At 64.6% G+C, this 18139-nt stretch carries 15 protein-coding genes; 2 read left to right on the plus strand and 13 right to left on the minus strand.

All coding sequences use genetic code 11. The annotated features are described in order from the left end of the window. Positions 1 to 68: 68 nt before the first annotated feature. Positions 69 to 1133: a uroporphyrinogen decarboxylase gene (gene hemE / locus PQU89_RS06415; RefSeq protein WP_272756827.1), complete on the minus strand. Its 1065-nt coding sequence runs from the start codon at positions 1131 to 1133 to the stop codon at positions 69 to 71. Between the two features lie 188 nt (positions 1134 to 1321). Here hemE and PQU89_RS06420 point away from each other — a divergent pair, with 188 nt between their 5' ends. Beyond that, on the plus strand, positions 1322 to 2140 hold the full coding sequence (locus PQU89_RS06420) for a mechanosensitive ion channel family protein (RefSeq protein ID WP_272765121.1): 819 nt from the start codon (positions 1322 to 1324) through the stop codon (positions 2138 to 2140). Between the two features lie 69 nt (positions 2141 to 2209). Here PQU89_RS06420 and PQU89_RS06425 read toward each other — a convergent pair whose 3' ends face one another. The 12 genes from PQU89_RS06425 to PQU89_RS06480 form a co-directional block, all read right to left on the minus strand. Further along, positions 2210 to 5329 (minus strand): efflux RND transporter permease subunit, encoded by a 3120-nt coding sequence (locus tag PQU89_RS06425; protein WP_272765122.1) that lies wholly within the window; start codon positions 5327 to 5329, stop codon positions 2210 to 2212. A 15-nt stretch (positions 5330 to 5344) separates the two neighbouring features. Continuing rightward, entirely contained in the window at positions 5345 to 6454 is a 1110-nt protein-coding gene (locus PQU89_RS06430; RefSeq protein WP_272765123.1) for an efflux RND transporter periplasmic adaptor subunit, read from the minus strand. A 187-nt stretch (positions 6455 to 6641) separates the two neighbouring features. Further along, positions 6642 to 7904 carry a murein transglycosylase A gene (gene mltA, locus PQU89_RS06435; RefSeq protein WP_272765124.1) on the minus strand — a complete coding sequence of 421 codons (1263 nt, stop codon included), beginning with the start codon at positions 7902 to 7904 and terminating at the stop codon, positions 6642 to 6644. 273 nt (positions 7905 to 8177) lie between these two features. Further along, the gene (locus PQU89_RS06440; RefSeq protein WP_272765125.1) at positions 8178 to 8717 is read right to left on the minus strand and encodes a glutathione peroxidase; all 540 of its coding nucleotides are present in this window, start codon (positions 8715 to 8717) and stop codon (positions 8178 to 8180) included. A 25-nt stretch (positions 8718 to 8742) separates the two neighbouring features. Continuing rightward, positions 8743 to 9108 (minus strand): thioredoxin, encoded by a 366-nt coding sequence (gene trxA / locus PQU89_RS06445; RefSeq protein ID WP_255907816.1) that lies wholly within the window; start codon positions 9106 to 9108, stop codon positions 8743 to 8745. A 132-nt stretch (positions 9109 to 9240) separates the two neighbouring features. After that, the gene (locus PQU89_RS06450; protein ID WP_272765126.1) at positions 9241 to 10188 is read right to left on the minus strand and encodes a class I SAM-dependent methyltransferase; all 948 of its coding nucleotides are present in this window, start codon (positions 10186 to 10188) and stop codon (positions 9241 to 9243) included. Between the two features lie 86 nt (positions 10189 to 10274). Further along, positions 10275 to 10820 carry a pantetheine-phosphate adenylyltransferase gene (gene coaD, locus PQU89_RS06455; protein WP_047966854.1) on the minus strand — a complete coding sequence of 182 codons (546 nt, stop codon included), beginning with the start codon at positions 10818 to 10820 and terminating at the stop codon, positions 10275 to 10277. Between the two features lie 118 nt (positions 10821 to 10938). Further along, positions 10939 to 11913 carry a peptide ABC transporter ATP-binding protein gene (locus PQU89_RS06460; protein ID WP_272765127.1) on the minus strand — a complete coding sequence of 325 codons (975 nt, stop codon included), beginning with the start codon at positions 11911 to 11913 and terminating at the stop codon, positions 10939 to 10941. After that, positions 11910 to 12887 (minus strand): ABC transporter ATP-binding protein, encoded by a 978-nt coding sequence (locus PQU89_RS06465; RefSeq protein WP_272765128.1) that lies wholly within the window; start codon positions 12885 to 12887, stop codon positions 11910 to 11912. Before PQU89_RS06465 ends, PQU89_RS06460 begins: the two co-directional genes overlap by 4 nt. Positions 12888 to 12896: 9 nt before the next feature. Continuing rightward, positions 12897 to 13820, minus strand: coding sequence for an ABC transporter permease subunit (locus PQU89_RS06470; protein WP_272765129.1), 924 nt, complete (start codon positions 13818 to 13820; stop codon positions 12897 to 12899). Positions 13821 to 13830: 10 nt separating this feature from the next. Then, positions 13831 to 14859, minus strand: coding sequence for an ABC transporter permease subunit (locus tag PQU89_RS06475; RefSeq protein WP_272765130.1), 1029 nt, complete (start codon positions 14857 to 14859; stop codon positions 13831 to 13833). Between the two features lie 334 nt (positions 14860 to 15193). Next, complete coding sequence (locus PQU89_RS06480; protein WP_272765131.1) at positions 15194 to 16786, minus strand: ABC transporter substrate-binding protein; 1593 nt, start codon at positions 16784 to 16786, stop codon at positions 15194 to 15196. 382 nt (positions 16787 to 17168) lie between these two features. Here PQU89_RS06480 and PQU89_RS06485 point away from each other — a divergent pair, with 382 nt between their 5' ends. Then, complete coding sequence (locus PQU89_RS06485) at positions 17169 to 18092, plus strand: LysR substrate-binding domain-containing protein (RefSeq protein ID WP_272765132.1); 924 nt, start codon at positions 17169 to 17171, stop codon at positions 18090 to 18092. The last annotated feature ends 47 nt before the right edge of the window (positions 18093 to 18139 follow it).

The following is an 18139-nucleotide window of genomic DNA, read 5'->3' on the forward strand; positions in this document are numbered from 1 at the left end:
GGCAAGCTTTGTTTATGCATCAAAAAAAGCCACCGCCGGCAGGCGGTGGCTGTGACCGGTTCGACGCGTCAGACGGCGTGGTACGGGCGCGACAGGCGGTGCACGGCGGCGACCAGGGCCTTGGCGTGTTCCGGGTCGGCAAACTGCGAAATGCCGTGACCGAGATTGAACACATGGCCGGAGCCGTGACCGTACGCCGCCAGGATGCGGCCGGCTTCCTGCTCGATCGCCGCCGGGCTGCCGAACAGTGCGTTGGGGTCGAAGTTGCCCTGCAGTGCCACCTTGTCGCCGACGCGGGCGCGTGCCTGGCCGATGTCGGTGGTCCAGTCCAGGCCGACACAGTCGGCGCCGATGGCGGCGATCTGCTCCAACCACTGGCCACCGCCCTTGGTAAACACGATCACCGGCACGCGGCGGCCATCAGCCTCGCGCTTGAGGCCGGCGATGATCTGCTGCATATAGGCCAGCGAGAATTCCTGGTACGCGGCGTGGCTTAGCGCACCACCCCAGGTATCGAAGATCTGCACCGCCTGGGCGCCGGCATCGATCTGCGCGTTGAGGTAGGCGGTCACCGAGTCGGCGGTGATGCGCAGGATGTGGTGCAGCAGTTCCGGACGGCCGTACAGCATCGCCTTGACGTGGCGGAAGTCGGCGGAGCCGGCCCCCTCGATCATGTAGCAGGCCAGCGTGAACGGGCTGCCGGAGAAGCCGATCAGCGGCACGCGACCGTCGAGCGCCTTGCGGATGCTGGATACCGCGTCGAACACGTACTGCAGCTTGTCCAGTGGCGCCACCTGCAGCGCCTTGATCGCCGCCTCGTCGCGCAGCGGACGGGCAAAGCGCGGGCCCTCGCCCTCGGCAAAGGACAGCCCCAGCCCCATCGCGTCCGGCACCGTCAGGATGTCGGAGAACAGGATCGCCGCGTCCAGCGGGAAGCGCTCCAGCGGCTGCAGCGTGACCTCGGTGGCGTAGTCCGGGCTGGTGCACAGCCCCATAAAGCTGCCGGCGCGGGCGCGGGTGGCGCGGTATTCCGGCAGGTAGCGGCCGGCCTGGCGCATCATCCAGATCGGGGTGTATTCAACCGGCTGCTTCAGCAGCGCGCGCAGGAAGGTATCGTTCTTGAGCTGGGTCATGTTGGCTATACGGGCAGAAAAAGGTTGGCCGCATTATACCCTGCGCCGGCGACGCTGCCTTGACCTGACTGCGGCATCGGCCGATGTTTTTGCCCGCCAGCGGCAACAATTCATGCAAATGAACTTGTTGCCGGCGATGCCAGCTGCTTAACTGGATGGAGACCCCACCCGCCCGACAAGGAGTTGTCATGAATCAGATCGACCTTTCCCACTGGCAGCAGGTCGCCACGGATTATGCGTTCAATATCGGTGGCATGTTGCTGGCGGCGCTGGCTTTCTGGATCGTCGGCCGCTGGCTGATCGGCCAGGTCGGCAGCCTGCTGCAGCGCACGCTGGAGCGGCAGCATGTCGACGCCACCATCATGCGTTACCTCGGCACCACCATCAATGTCACCCTCAACGTGATCCTGGTGGTCGGCATCCTCGGCTACTTCGGCATCCAGACCACCACCTTTGCCGCGCTGTTCGCCGCCGCCGGTGTGGCCATCGGCATGGCCTGGTCCGGGTTGCTGTCCAACTTTGCCGCCGGGGTGTTCCTGATCGTGCTGCGGCCGATGAAGGTCGGCGATTTCGTCACCGCCGGCGGCGTGACCGGCACGGTGAAGGAGATCGGCCTGTTCACCACCGCCATCAACACCCCGGACAACGTGCTGACCATGGTCGGCAACGGCAAGATCATGGGCGACACGCTGCAGAACTTCAGCAGCAACCCCTACCGCCGCGTGGAGCTGAAGGCGCAGCTGGCCGGCAGCGCCGACCCCGCCGCCGCAATGGCGCTGCTCCGGCAGCGGCTGGCGACGATTCCCAACGTGCTGGCCGAACCGGCGGTAGAGGTGGCGATCCTGGAGTTCAACCTGGTGGGGCCGGTGCTGGCGGTACGCCCGTTCTGCCATAACGACCACTACTGGCAGGTGTATTTCGACAGCAACCAGCTGATCCGCGATGCGCTGGGCGGCGAGGCGTTCCCGCCGCCGATGCCGGCGCAGGTGGTGTACGTGAAGCAGTAAGGTTGGCCGCAACACGCGACACGGCCGCTGCCATGGCAGCGGCCGTGTCCTTGCCGGCAGCGCTCGCGCTCAGGGCGCCGGCGCAGCCGCTCCGCTCAGCCGCGCCAGTACGCCGCGGATGCGGCTGCGCAGGCTGTCGAGATAGGTGTACACCACCGGCAGCACGATCAGCGTCAGCAGCGTGGAGGTGATCAGGCCGCCGATGATGGCGTGCGCCATCGGCCGCTGCGTCTCCGAACCGGCGCCGCTGGCCAGCGCCAGCGGCAGCATGCCGAAGATCATCGCCAGGCTGGTCATCATGATCGGGCGCAGCCGCACGCGGCCGGCCTCGACGATGGCATCCAGCCGCACCATGCCCTCCTTGCGGCTCTGGTTGATGAAGTCGACCAGCAGGATGCCGTTCTTCGCCGCCAGCCCCATCAGCATGATGATGCCGATCACCGAGAACATGTTGAGGGTGGAGCCGAACAGCCACAGCGCGGCGAATACGCCGACGAAGGCCAGCGGCAGCGCCATCATGATGGTCACCGGCAGCGTGAAGCTGCGGAACTGCGCGGCGAGAATGAGATAGATAAAGATCACCCCCATCGCCAGCGCCTGCACCGCGTAGTCCAGCGATTCCTGCATGCTCTTGCGCTCACCCTCCTGCGACAGCATCACCCCGGCCGGCAGTCGCAGCTGCTTCAGCGCGGCATCGACGCCGGCAAACACCTCGCCGGCGCTGCGGCCGCTGATGTTGGCGGTGACGCTGATCTCGCGCATCAGGTCGGTGCGTTCGATCTGGCGCGGGCTGCTGCCCGGCTCGATGCGTGCCAGCTGCGCCAGCGGCACCATATTGGCCTCGCCGTTGTCGCGCCGCGCACCGGGCACCATCAGCACCTCCAGCAGCGCCGCCTCGCGCCCCTCGCGCGGCAACTGCAGGCGCACGTCGTAGTTTTCGCCGTCCGGCGCCTCCCACGTCGTCACCGTGCTGCCGGCCAGCAGCACCGACAGCGTATTGCCGACGCGACCCAGATCGACGCCCAGCGAGGCGGCGGCATCGCGGTCGAGGCGCACGTCCAGCGCCGGATCGGCGTCGGAAAAGCTGCTCTGCACGTCGCGTACGCCGTTGACGCGCGCAATCGCCGCCATCACCGCGTCGGTGGCCTGGCGCAGCGCTTGCAGGTCGCTGCCGCGGATGCCGATATTGACCGGTTTGCCGCCGGGGCCGTGCTGGCCCAGCTCCTGCACCGAATCCAGCTCGATGCCGGCCACCCGCTGCGCGCTGCTGCGCGCCGCCGCCATCAGCTGGAACAGGTCGCGCTCGCGCGTCTGCTTGTCGCCGACGTCGATGGTCAGCTGCGCCTCGTTGCGGCCGGCGCCGAAGCGGCCGCCACCGATCTTGCTGTCGACGGTGTTCACCTCCGGAATACTGCGCAGCTGCGCCTCCACCTCGCGCGCTTTGGCGGCGGTGTATTCCAGCGTCGAGCCGGGTGCGGTCTTGAACGACAGGCGGAAATCGCCGTTGTCGGCACGCGGCAGGAATTCGCCGCCGATCACCGGCACCAGCATGAAGCTGCCGACGGTCAGCGCCAGCGCCGTGGCCAGCACCGTCTTGCGGTGCGCCAGCGCCCAGCGGATCACCCGCACGTAGCCGTCTGCGAGGCGATCGAGCGAGGCCTCGAACCAGTCCAGCGCGCGCCCAACCGGGCCCTTGTGGTGATCGCCGTGGCGGTGCGGGTCGTGCCACACCGAGGACAGCATCGGGTCCAGCGTGAACGACACGAACATCGAGATCAGCACCGCCACCGTCACCGCGAGGCCGAACTGGTGGAAGAACTTGCCGATGATGCCGCCCATGAAGCCGACCGGCAGGAACACCGCGACGATGGTCAGCGTGGTGGCCAGTACCGCCAGCCCGATCTCGTTGGTGCCATCCAGCGCCGCCTGGTAGTGGCCCTTGCCCAGCGTGGCGTGGCGCACGATGTTCTCGCGCACCACGATGGCGTCGTCGATCAACAGGCCGATCGACAGCGACAGCGCCATCAGCGTCATCACGTTGAGGGTGAAGCCCAGCGCCTGCACCGCGAACAGGGTGCCCAGCAGCGCGATCGGCAGCGTCAGGCCGGTAATCACCGTGCTGCGCCAGCTGCCAAGGAACAGGAACACGATCAGCACCGTCAGCCCGGCGCCCTCCAGCAGCGTCTGCTGCACCCCGCTCAGCGACTTGCGCACCTCGTCCGACTTGTCGTAGGTGAGCTTGACCTCGCTGCCGACCGGCATCAGCGGCCGCTGCTCGGCGATGATCGCCTTCACCGCGTCGGCCACCGCCACCACGTTGGCGCCGCGCGCGGCGCGCACATCCAGCCCCACCGCCGGCTTGCCGTCGATCAGGCTGATGCTGTTCTTTTCTTCCTCGCTGTCGCGCACCTCGGCCACGTCCGCCAAGCGGATGGTGGCACCCTGGCGCGTGGCGATGCCCAGCTCGCGGAAGTCGTCCACCGACACCAGCTTGCCGGCGACGCGCACCGACAGCTCGTTGCGCTGACTGCTGACCTGGCCGGCCGGGAAATCACGGTTGGCCGCAGCGATGGCGTCGGCCACCTCGCTGACCGACAGCCCCAGCGCCTCCAGCCGGTACGGCTGCAGCTCGATGCGTATCTCGCGCTTGCTGGCACCGACCAGCTTCACCTCGCCGACACCGCTCACCGTCTGCAGCCGCTTCTTCAGCACATTGTCCAGCCAGTTGCTCAGCTCGCGTTGCGAGCCGTCCTGCTGGCTGAAGGTGTACGACATCAGCGGCTCGTCGTTGGGGTTCATCTGCGAGATGGTCGGCGTGCTCACCTCGCGCCGCAGCCGGCCCTGCGCGGCGCCAACCTTGTCGCGCACCTCCTGCAGGCCGATGGCCGGGTCGGTGGACAGCTCGAACTCCACCACCAGCGTGGCGACGCCCTCGGAGGAATAGGAACGGATGTGCTTGACGCCGTTGATGGTGTTGACCGCCTCTTCCAGCGGGCGGGTGACCTCGCTCTCGATCACCTCCGGCGAGGCGCCGGGATAGGTCGCCGACACCACCGCCACAGGGAAGCGGATATCGGGAAACTCCTCCACCGGCAGCTGCTTCCAGGCAAACAGGCCCAGCACCGTCAACAGCAGCATCATCACGGCGGCAAGATAGGGGTTCTGCACGCTGACGCGGGTTAACCACATAGTGTCACCTTCTCCTTAGCGCGGCAGCGCCACGCGGTCGCCCGGTTTCAGCCCCAGCAGCGGCGCCGCCAGCAGCGTGCGGCCAACCTCAACGCCGCGCACCGCCAGCACCCGCTCGCTGTCGTTGCGCAACACGATGCTGACCGGCTGACGGCGCAGGGTGTTGCCGTCCAGCAGCATCACCCACGGCTTGCTGCCGTCGGCATCGCGCACCGCCGCCTGCGGCAGGCGCACCGCGTCGCTGATTTCGCGCAGGATCACCTCGCCGGTGACAAACTGGCCGGCCTGCAGCCGGCCGGCGCGGTTGTCGACGCGCAGATAGGCATTGAAGGTGCGGCTGCCGGCATTGGCCACCGGGTTGATGCGCAGCAGCTGCGCGGCAAACGGCTCGCTGGCGCCCTCGACGCGGAAGTGCGCGCGCTGGCCGGGCTGCAGCTGCGCCACCTGCCGGGCCGGGATGCTGGCGGTCGCCTCCAGCTGGCTGAGGTCGGCAATGGCGAACAGCTTCTGGTTGCGGCTGACCTGCTCGCCCGGCTGAATGCGGCGAGCGTAGACCACGCCGTCCATCGGCGAGTGCACCGCGGTATCGGCCAGGCTCTTGCGCGCACGCGCCAGCTGGCTGCGGCGGGCGTTGACGTCGCCTTCGCGGATGCGGTATTCGCTGTCCACCTCGTCGAACGCCAACTTGGAAATGAAACCCTGCTGGTACAGCTCGCGCTGCTTGTCCAGCTTCAGGCGCGCCAGTCGCAGCCGTGCCTCGTCGTTGGCCAGTTGCGCCTGCTGTTCCACCAGCGCCTGCTGCAGCGTCTCGCCGTCCAGCCGCGCCAGCAGCTGGCCACGACGCACGGTTTCCCCCTCGCGCACCAGCACCTCGCGCACGCTGGCGTCGATCTCGGCGGCGACCTCGATACTGGTCAGCGCGTTGAGGGTGGCGGTAAACGGCAGGCTGGCGGCAACCGGCGCCAGCCTGGCCTGCAGCACGTCGCCGCGCGCCAGCTGGCGCAATGGCGTGGCGGCAGCGGCGACACTGGCATCATGGCCGCTGGTGGCAGGTTGGCCGCAAGCGGCCAGCAACAGCACGCTGGCGGCAAGGCAGGCAGTTCGGAACAGGGTCGGGCTGGTCATGGTGACAGGCTTTCTCAAACTCAAATCTGGTGGCGGCGCAGCACCGGCTCGCGATCTACGGTGACGGATCCCGGCGCGGCGAGACGGCGCTGAGGCGGCGACGGCATGGTTTATCCCTCGACAAACACCGCAGCCTCAGCCGTTTGCGCCGGCTCGCGCGGGCGCACGCACGATCGTGAGCACGTGCTCAGGGACGGGGCGCCGGGGTCATGCCGCGCGGCAACAGCAGCCAGAACTTGCCCTGCTGCTTCATGCGGCCGGCGTACATGCCGGCCTCGGTGCCGAAGCCGAAAAAGAAATCGCCGCGCACCGCTCCGCGGATGGCACCGCCGGTATCCTGCGCGTGCATCAGCCGGGTCAGCGGCTTGGGGCTGCCGTCCAGCGGCCAGGTGGTGGCCAGGTACACCGGCGCCCCCAGCGGGATATAGCGCGGATCGACCGCCAGGCTGTGGCCGTCGGTCAGCGGCACGCCCAGCGCGCCGATCGGGCCGCCGCCGGTACTATTCAGGGTACGGAAGAACACGTAGCTGGGGTTGACGTCGAACAGCTCGCGGCGGCGCTGCGGGTTGGCTTCCAGCCAGCCTTTGATGCCCTGCATGCTGGCCTCGGCCAGTGTCAGCTGCTGCTGGTCGATCAGCCAGCGGCCGATTGACTTGTAAGGGTGACCGTTCTGCTCGGCGTAGGTCACCCGCAAAAAGCTGCCGTCTTCCAGCTGGATGCGGCCGGAGCCTTGCACCTGCAGGAAGAACAGCTCGGTTTCGTCCTCCACCCAGGCCAGCACCGGCGCGCTGTTGATGCCCTTGCCGGCATTGATCTCGGCACGGCTGTAGTACGGCAGCAGGCGGTTGCCGTCGAGGCGGCCCTTCAGCGTGCGGGTGCGGCTGTCGATGACAAAATCGGCCGGCGTCACCAGCAGCTCGTCGGCGCCGGGCTGGGTCTTGCCCGGCACCACCTGCAGCCGGTTGCCGCCGCTGCGGCGCGCCACCAGCTGCGTGGCCGCGCGCTGTTCGGCGCTGATGTCGAGCAGCAGCAGGTCCTGCGGCACGCCGTACACCGGATACGGCGTCTGCGCGCTGCGCTGGCGGCTGCCGCTGAGCAGCGGCTCGTAGTAGCCGGTGATCAGGCCGCTGTCCTTGCCGGCCTCGCTGACCTGCCACGGCACGAAGCGGCTCTCGTAAAAGCGGCGGATGCCGTCAACGTTGGCCGCATCCAGCGTCGCGGCCTCGCTGCAGACCGCCTGCCACTGCGGGCGGCCGGCCAGCGGACGGCAGCTTTCACGTAGCGCCAGCAGGCTCTCGCTGGCCAGCGAGCTGTCCCACTGCGGCAGCTGGCTGAATGCGGCCGGCTGGTAACGGATGCTCTCGGCGGGCGACGACGATGGCGGGGTGGAAACGGTGGAACAGGCGGCCAGCAACAGCAGGCTGCCGCACAGCAGTAGACGGTTTAGCATGGAAACAGGACTCTCGGAAAACCCGGAACAGGCATGGGCGGTAGAGCGGCACGGCACCGGAAAGTTCGGATGGTACTGGAACGGCGGCCGGAATAACAATGCAGTTGTCGTGAATCCGGCCAGCGCCGCGCCCAGAACCTGTTCCCGATCTGCTGCGCGCAGGCGTAGGGCGTTAAAAACGGCTTCGGCCTGCTTGTTTATATCCAGCTAAGCGCCGCTTCCTCAGCCGTTTCGCCTTGTCTCGCGCTAACTCGCGAGATCGTGAACACGCGCTCAGGGTGCGGCCGGCAGCCGCTGCTGCAGCGCCTTGAGGAAGGCAGGATCATCCGGCCGCGTCAGCGGCCCGAAGGCGATCACCGACTTGCCGCCCGGCGCGATGATGTACTTGTAGAAATTCCACTTCGGCGTGCTGCCGGCCGCGCTGGCCAGCGCCTGGTAGAACGGGTGCGCGTTGCTGCCGCGCACGCTGACCCGGCTCATCATCGGGAAATCGACGCCGTAATTGCTGTGGCAGAACTCGGCAATGTCCTTGGCCTGCTCCAGCTCCTGGAAGAAATCGTCGCTGGGGAAGCCGAGCACCACCACACCGCGGCTGCGGTATTGCTGCCACAGCGTCTGCAGCTGGGCAAACTGCGGCGTGAAGCCGCACTCGCTGGCGGTATTGACCACCACGATGGTCTTGTCCTGGTACTGGCACAGGTCAGTGCTGCCGCCGGTCAGGCGCGGCACCCGGTAATCCAGCAGCTGCGGACAGGCCGCCTGCGCCAGCGGCGCCGCCAGCAGCAACCACAACCACCATGCTTGCTTGCGCATCAGCCCGCCCTCCCCGCCTTACGGCTCAGCCCTGATCCTGGGCGGCCATGTCGGCGCGCACCTGGTCCATGTCCAGATCACGTACCGCCTGCACCAGTTGCTCGAACTGCGGCGCCATCATCGCGCCGGCCTGGTGGAACACCACGATGCCGTCCTTCAGCGCCATCAGCGTCGGGATGGAACGGATCTTGAAGTGGGCGGCCAGCTCCTGCTCGTCCTCGGTGTTGATCTTGGCGAACACGATGTCGCCGTGTTTTTCCGCCGCCGCCTCGAAGATCGGGCCGAATGACTTGCACGGGCCGCACCACGGCGCCCAGAAGTCGAGGATCACCATGCCGTCGCCCTCGACGGTATCGTTAAAGGTATCGGCAGTTACGTTTACATAGGCCATGACGGCTCCTTGGATTCGGTTGCGGCGGCCGCTGCGGCCAACCTCGCTGCTTTTCAAGATTGTCGCTGCGCGGCGACTAGGCAAGGGATGGCCGCCATTAAATTTCGCGATACCACATATTGGCAGCCGCTATCAGTGACGATGGCGGATGCGCCAGCACTGGTGGATCTTCTTGTTACGGAAGTCCTCCGGCACCGACTGCGCGCTGATGTCCTGCACCGCGTAGTCGGCGATCAACCTCTCGTCCAGCGTGAAACTGCGCAGGTTGTTGGAGAAGTACAGCACGCCGTCCGGCGCCAGCAGCCGCATCGCGCCGTCGACCAGCTTGACCTGGTCGCGCTGCACGTCCAGCTCGTCCATCATCTTCTTTGAGTTGGAGAAGCTGGGCGGGTCCATCACGATCAGGTCGAACTGCTTGCCGGCATAGGCGGCGTCTTCCAGATACTGGAACACGTCGTCGCGGATCAGCTGGTGCTTTTCCAGATCGAGGCCGTTGAGTTCGAAGTTGCGCCGGCTCCACGCCTGGTAGGTGTTGGACAGGTCCACCGTCTCGCTACTGACCGCGCCACCGTTGGCCGCATACACGGTAAAGCTGCCGGTGTAGGCGAACAGGTTGAGAAAGCGCTTGCCGGCGGCCTCGTCGCGCACCCGCTTGCGGGTGTTGCGGTGATCGAGGAACAGGCCGGTGTCGAGGTAGGCGTCGAGGTTGACCCAGAAACGCTGCCCCTGCTCGGCCACCACGAAGTCCTCGCCGTCGCGACCGGTCTTCTCGTACTGGCTTTCGCCCTTCTGGCGGCGGCGCGTCTTCAGCGCGATGTTCCACAGCTGCACGCCGGTGATGTCGCTGATCGCCTGCTGCACCGCGGCGATCCACGCCACGTACTCGGATTCCTCGATCTGCCAGCCGGTGTCGTATTCCTGCAGGTGGATGCGCTGGCCGTAGACATCGATGATCAGCGGAAACTGCGGCACGTCGCGGTCGTAGACGCGCCAGGCGTCCAGCTCGTTGCGGCGCGCCCATTTGGCGTAGTGCTTGTAGTTCTTGGCAAGCCGGTTGGCAAAGGCGGAAACGTCAACCATGCAACTTCCTTTTCAATAAAAACCAAACGCCGGAACATGTCCGGCGCCTATTCAGCTCGTGGTGGTGGCCAATGTTGGCCGCACGGCTAGTCGTTGTTCAGCGCGGCCTGCTGCCGTTCATGATAGGCCACCAGGCGGCGGTATACCGGTTCCGGCACGTACTGGCGGATCATCTGTTCCCAGCCCTGCGGCCCCATCAGGCCCTTGACCATGGTGGAGGATACCTCGGCGTACTCGCGCGGCGGCAGCAGGAAGATGGTGGTGATGTCGGCGTGCAGGTCGGAATTGATGTAGCGCATGGTGCGCTCGTACTCGTAGTCGCTGGCGGTGCGGATGCCGCGAATGATGTAGTTGGCTTCAATGCTCTGCGCGTAGTTGACCAGGAACTGGTTCTCGAACACCTCGACCCGCAGCTTGGAAAAGCCGCGCGTGACGGCACGCAGCATGTCCAGACGCTCGTCCACGCTGAAGGTGCAATGTTTTTCCGGATTGACGCCGATGGCCACCACCACCTCGTCAAACAGTTCCACGGCCTCGCGAATCATCCACAAATGCCCGTTGGTCACCGGGTCAAAACTACCGGCATAGACGGCGCGCTTCAATTGATGCTTTCCTTTGCGACTATTTGTCATGGCGGAATGTAGCGTGGCTAGGGATGGTGGACAAGGTATTTTTGCTGCATTGCAAAAATAAAAGCACCGGCGCGGTGCAGTAACGCATCACGCCGGTGCGGCACTCCATTGCAGAATATCAGGCGTTGATGGTTTCCGCATGATGGCACGCCACTTCGCGGCCTTCGAGGGCGCGCAATTGCGGTACTTCCCTGCCGCACAGCTCGGTCGCGTAAGGGCAGCGCTTGTGGAAGGCGCAGCCGCTCGGCGGGTTGAGCGGGCTGGGCAGCTCGCCGTGGATCTTGATCTTGATGCTGCGGTCTTCCGGATAGATCGACGGTGTCGCCGACAGCAGCGCCTGGGTATAGGGATGCAGCGGCTTGGCGTAGATCACTTCCTTGCTACCCACCTCCACCGCGCGGCCGAGGTACATCACCATCAGGTCGTCGGCGACGTGCTCCACCACCGCCAGGTTGTGCGAGATGAACACGTAGGCGGTGTTGAACTCTTCCTGCAGGTCCATGAACAGGTTCAGTACCTGCGCCTGGATCGACACGTCCAGTGCCGAGGTCGGCTCGTCGGCGATCACGATCTGCGGCTGCAGCATCATGGCGCGGGCGATGGCGATACGCTGGCGCTGGCCGCCGGAGAACATGTGCGGGTAGCGATAGTAGTGCTCGGGACGCAGGCCGACGCGCTTCATCATCGCCTTGACCTTGTCTTCGCGCTCCTTGGCCGTCAGCTTGGTGTTGATCAGCAGCGGCTCGCCCAGCTGGTCACCGACCTTCTGCCGCGGGTTGAGCGAGGCGTACGGGTTCTGGAACACCATCTGCACCTTGCTGCGCAGCGCTTTCAGTTCGGCCTTGCCGGCACTGGCGATGTCGACGCCGTCCAGCACCAGCGAACCGGCGGTCGGCGCCTCGATCAGTGTCAGCTGCCGCGCCAGCGTGGACTTGCCGCAGCCGGACTCGCCGACCACGGCCAGCGTCTTGCCGGCCTGCAGTTCAAACGACACGCCGTTCAGCGCCTTGACCACGGCCTTCGGTTTCATGAAGCCCTGCGACACCTCGTAGTGACGGGTCAGGTCGCGAGCCTGCAATACAGTCTGGCTCATGGGGCCTCCTTCTTCTCGAATAGCGGGTAGAAGCAACGCACGGCACCATGCTCGTGCGCGGTGATGCCGGGACGCTCGTTGCGGCAACGTTCCTGCGCGTACGGGCAGCGCGGCGACAGCAGGCAGCCGCTGGGGCGGTCGTACTGGCCGGGCACGATGCCGGGCAGGGTTACCAGCCGGCGTGCACCCTTGCTGTGTTCCGGAATGGAGGACAGCAGCGCCTGGGTATACGGATGCACCGGGTGACGGAACAGCTGCGGCACGGTGCCCTCTTCCGCCACCTGACCGGCGTACATCACCGCCACGCGGTGTGCCACCTCGGCAATCACCGCTAGATCGTGGGTGATCATCAGCAGCGCCATATTGCGTTCTTTTTGCAGGTTGACCAGCAGATCCATGATCTGCGCCTGGATGGTGACGTCCAGCGCGGTGGTCGGCTCGTCGGCAATCAGCAGCTTGGGGTTACAGGCCAGTGCCACCGCGATCATCACGCGCTGGCTCATGCCGCCGGACAGCTGGTGCGGATAGGCTTCAAGACGGGTCTTCGCCGCCGGAATCTCCACCAGTTCCATCAGTTCCAGTGCACGCGCCTTCAGTTCGGCGCCGCGCAGACCCTGGTGCACCTTCAGCACTTCCATGATCTGGTAGCCGACGGTGTAACTCGGGTTGAGCGAGGTCATCGGGTCCTGGAAGATCATGGCGATGTCCTTGCCGACGATCTTGCGACGTTCCCTGGCGCTGATGGTCAGCAGGTTCTTGCCGTCGAAGGTCAGCTCGTCGGCGACGATGCGGCCCTGCCCTTCCAAGAGGCCCATCATCGCCATCATGGTGACGGACTTGCCGGAACCGGATTCGCCAACGATGCCGACGATCTCGCCCTGGTCGACCGACAGGTCCAGCCCTTCCACGGCGCGGAACGGGTTTTTCTCGGAGCCGAACTCGACCGAGAGGTTCTTGATTTGCAACAGACTCATGATTTTCCCTTACGCCGCGCGCTTCATTTTCGGGTCCAGCGCATCGCGCAGGCCGTCGCCCATCAGGTTGATCGACAACACCGACACCAGGATGGTCAGACCCGGCAGGGTGACCACCCACCAGGCGCTGTCCATGTAGTCACGCGCCGAGGCCAGCATGGTGCCCCACTCCGGCGTCGGCGGCTGTACGCCGAGGCCAAGGAAGCCCAGGGCGGCGATTTCCAGGATGGCGGAGGAGAAGCTCATGGTGGCGTGCACGATCAGCGGCGCCATGCAGTTGGGCAGCACGGTGACGAACATCAGACGGAACAGGCCGGCACCGGCGACGCGCGAGGCGGTCACGTAGTCGCGGTTCAGTTCGGTCATCGCCGAGGCACGCGTCAGGCGCACATAGGCCGGCAGCGACACCACGGCAATGGCGATCATCGCGTTGACCAGGCCCGGCCCGAGGATGGCCATGATCGCCACCGCCAGCAGCAGCGACGGCAAGGCCATCATCACGTCCATCAGGCGCATGATCAGGGTGCCCAGCGCCTTGGGGAAGAAGGCGGCCAGCAGGCCCATCACCACGCCGGGAATCAGTGCCATTACCACCGACACCAGACCGATCAGCAGCGACAGGCGCGCGCCGTAGATCAGGCGCGACAGGATGTCGCGGCCCAGCTCATCGGTACCGAGCAGGAACTGGCTGCTGCCACCGTCGGCCCAGGCCGGCGGTGTCAGGAAGTAGTCGCGGAACTGTTCGATCGGGTCGTACGGCGCGATCCACGGCGCAAACAGCGCACAGACCGCGACGATGGACATGAACACCAGCCCGGCGACGGCGCCCTTGTTGTGGGAGAAGCCCTGCCAGAACTCCTTGAGCGGCGAAGGATAGCCGGCGGCCAGCTCTTCAACCGGCGCCGCGGTGGGCGCAGTAGAAATAGATGTCATTGCTCGCCTCTTACTTGGCATGACGGATGCGCGGGTTCGCGATGCCGTACAGGATGTCTACGATGAAGTTGGTGACGATCACCAGCGTGGCCACGATCAGGATGCCGTTCTGCACCACCGGGTAGTCGCGACGGCCGATGGCGTCGATCAGCCACTTGCCGATGCCGGGCCAAGAGAAGATGGTCTCGGTCAGCACCGCGCCGCCCATCAGCGTGCCCACCTGCAACCCGATCACGGTCAGCACCGGGATCAGCGCGTTGCGCAGGGTGTGGATGAAGATCACGCGCACCGGCGACAGGCCCTTGGCGCGGGCGGTGCGCACGTAGTCTTCGCGCAGCACTTCCAGCATCGACGAGCGCGTCATCCGCGCGATCACCGCCAGCGGGATGGTACCCAGCACGATGGCCGGCAGGATCAGGTGCATCACCGCGTCCTTGAAGGCGCCGGCGTTGTATTCGGGATCGGCCATTTCGGCGCGCCAGGCGTCGATCAGCATGAAGCCGGTATCGGGCTGCACGTCGAAGGCGAGATCGAGGCGGCCGGAAACCGGGGTCCAGCCCAGCTGTACCGAGAACAGCATGATCAGGATCAGGCCCCACCAGAAGATCGGCATCGAGAAGCCGGTCAGCGAGATGCCCATCACGCCGTGGTCGAAGATGGAGCCGCGCTTGATCGCCGCCACCACGCCGGCCAGCAGGCCACAGACGGTGGCGAACACCAGCGCGCACAGCGCCAGTTCCAGCGTCGCCGGGAACAGGGTGGTGAACTCGCTCCACACGCTTTGCTGGGTTTTCAGCGAGGCGCCCAGATTGCCCTGGAACAGATTGCTGATGTAGTCGAAATACTGGATATACAGCGGCTGATCCAGACCCAGACGCTTCATCGCCGCCGCGTGCAGGGCAGGGTCAAGCGAACGCTCCCCCATCATCACTTCGATGGGATCGCCCGGGATCATGCGGATCAGGCTGAAGGTAATCAGCGTGATGCCGAAAAATGTCGGAATCAGCACGCCAAGACGACGCAGGATAAAGAAAAACATGTGAAGGTCTCCCGTACACGCACAAGGCTGGCGTGACGTATTGCTGCAAGAGACAGGGAACGGGAACAGCAGGAAGGAAAGCGGAAGGGGTGCCGGGCGACGTAGCTGCACCTGACCACCCACCTACACCAGATGCAATCGCCGCCACGGCAAGACGCACTTTACGGATCGCACGACGTGACCGCCTTGATACAGGTCAATCACGAGACATCAACCCACCGCTGCCGCGCCCCGACTTTCCTTTTGCATAAACCGTTCGCCTGATAATGAACAAGGAGGGGCCAAAGGCGCCCTCCTTGCCATTCACCCGGACCAGCCGGGCGATACCGCGAACTTACTTGACGCTAACACCCTTGAAGGAATAGTCGCCGAACGGGCTGATCTTGAAGCCGTTCACTTCCTTGCGCATCGGCTGGTTCACCACCGAGTGGGCGATGGTCGACCAAGGCATATCTTTCTTGAAGATTTCCTGGGCCTTCGCGTACATGGCGGTGCGCTGCTTCAGGTCGGTGCTCTTGCGGGCGCCCAGCACTTCCTTGTCGAAGGCCTTGCTGCAGTAGCGCGCGTAGTTGGAACCGCCGATGGCTTCGCAGGTCAGCAACACGCCGAGGAAGTTGTCCGGGCTGGCGTAGTCGCCGGTCCAGCCGATCAGGCCGGCGTCATGCTCGCCGTTCTTCATGCGCTTGAGGTATTCGCCCCACTCGTAGGAAGTGATCTTGGCCTTGACGCCGATCTTGGCCCAGTCGGCCTGGATCATTTCCGCCATCAGCTTGGCGTTCGGGTTGTACGGACGCTGTACCGGCATTGCCCACAGCGTGATCTCGAAGCCGTTCGGGTAGCCGGCCTTGGCCAGCAGTGCCTTGGCCTTGGCGATATCGGTCGGCTGGTTGCGCAGCGACTTGTTGTACGACCACAAGGACGCCGGGAACGGGTTAGCCGCTTCCTGGCCCTGGCCCTGGTACACGGCATCGATGATCGCCTTGCGGTTGATGGCCATGTCCAGTGCCTGACGCACTTCCAGCTTCTTCAGCTGCGGCTTTTCAACGTTGTAGGCCAGATAACCGATATTGAAACCCGGAGCGGACAGCATCTTCAGCGCCGGATCAGCCTTCATGCCGGCCAGATCCTGTGGCTTCGGATAGGACATGATCTGGCATTCGCCGGCCTTCATCTTCTGGGCACGAACCGACGGGTCGGTGGTGATCGCGAAAATCAGGTTGTCGACCTTGACGTCGCCTTTTTTCCAGTACTGCTTGTTGGCCGCGTAACGGATCTGCGCGTCTTTCTGGTAGCGCTTCAGGATGAACGGACCAGTGCCGACCGGCTGCTGGTTGATCATCGACGCCTTGCCTTCCTTCATCAGCTTGTCACCGAATTCGGCAGACAGGATGGACGCGAACGGCATCGCGATCTTGGCCAGCAGGTCGGCATCCGGTGCCTTCAGCTTGAACACCACGGTGTACGGATCGGTCTTCTCGACGGCGGTGATATTGCTGTCCAGGCCGGTATCGGACGCGTACGGGAATTCAACGTTGTACGCTTTGCGGAACGGATGGTTCTTGTCGATCATCCGCATGAAGCTGAACACCACGTCATCGGCGTTGAAATCGCGGGACGGGGTGAAGTATTCGGTGGTGTGGAACTTGACGCCCTTGCGCAGCTTGAAGGTGTAAGTCAGGCCGTCCGGCGACGAAGTCCACGACTCGGCCAGACCCGGCTCGATATTGGTGGAGCCGGCCTTGAACTCGATCAGGCGGTTGAACATGGCGTGACCGGCAGCGTCAAAGGTAGAGCCGCCAGTGTATTGTGCGGAATCGAAGCCTTCAGGGCTGGCTTCGGAGCAGTAGATCAGTGTCCCTGCAGCCTGGGCGGCGGATGCCGCGGCAGTCAGACCGGCGGCCAGCAAAAGGTGTTTAGCAACTCGCATAGTTTCTCTATTCCTTATTGTGTTTTTAATGACGGCGTTGATACGCCTCCATGTTCCGGGCTGACGGGCCGCTCGTTTTCCGCTGCCATCCTGACGGACGACGGCGGCAAAGCCCTTCCCGATTACGACATGCAACTAACAAGCCGATAACGTTCTACGTGGATGGCTAGCAGCAGCATGTTTGATTTGACTTTATACCGATCGCTGCAACGGAGCATCAGAAAAAGCACACCTCAGCCCAAGTAAAAAAACTGCGAACCGGGCAAAGTCTGCCGGCTGCGGCGCAGTATTTCACAGCCAACCTATCACATCCACTAAGTTATTATCATCATCAATGTGATTTTGTTATAGGATTTTGCTTTCACTTTTCCAGGGCCGCGGCATGATCCGTTTTCGCCAAATTGAGGCATTCCGCTCGTTAATGGACACCGGCACCACGGTGGGCGCGGCGCGGCGCATGCACATCACCCAGCCGGCGGTCAGCCGCCTGATCGCCGACCTGGAGGCAGACCTCGGCTTTCGCCTGTTCAACCGCACCAAGGGCCGCATGGAGCCAACCACCGCGGCGGTGCGCTTCCAGCTGGCGGTCGAGGAGAACTTCCTCGGCCTCGAACGCCTGCGCAAGGCCGCCGAAACCATCCGCAAGGACGAGACCCAGGCGCTGAGCGTCGCCTGCATGCCGGTGCTGTCCACCACGCTATTGCCTTTGATTCTAAAAGAGTTTTTCAAGATGCAGCCGGATGTGCCGGTCAACATCGACTCGGTCGGCAATGCCGAGGTACTGGTACGGCTGCAGGACCTGAAAGTGGACGTCGCACTCAGCCTCGCCTTCCCCGCCATCGCCGGCATCGAGGTGGAGCCAATCCTGCAGGCGGAGGTGCTGTGCGCGCTGCCGGCCGGACACCGACTGTGCGACAGAGAGGTGATCACCCCTGCCGACCTCGTCGGCGAGAACGTGATCGGCTGGATACCCAACCGCCCACTCAGCCAGGGCCAGGAAGACAAATACTTCCCGCAAGACATTGAAAAACCTAGGTTTCCGATCCGCACCCACACCTCACACACCCGCTACGCGATGGTGGCGCACGGTCTCGGCGTCTCCATCGTCGAGCCGTTTGGCGCCCAGGTCTGGGAAAAACATGGCATTGTCGTAAAGCCTTTCCAGACCGAGGCCACCCACGATTACGTGCTGGCCTACCCCAGCACCGGCCGCCGCTCCACTCTGGTGCACGACTTCCGCACCGCCACCATGAAGGTGATCCAGGACCCGGCGCTGGTACCGTGGCAGCATGCTGCCGGCCAGTAAAAAAAGCCGCAAAAAATGCCACCGTAAACTGTGGCATTTTAGTGACA

This window comes from Vogesella indigofera, assembly GCF_028548395.1.
Classification (GTDB): domain Bacteria; phylum Pseudomonadota; class Gammaproteobacteria; order Burkholderiales; family Chromobacteriaceae; genus Vogesella; species Vogesella indigofera_A.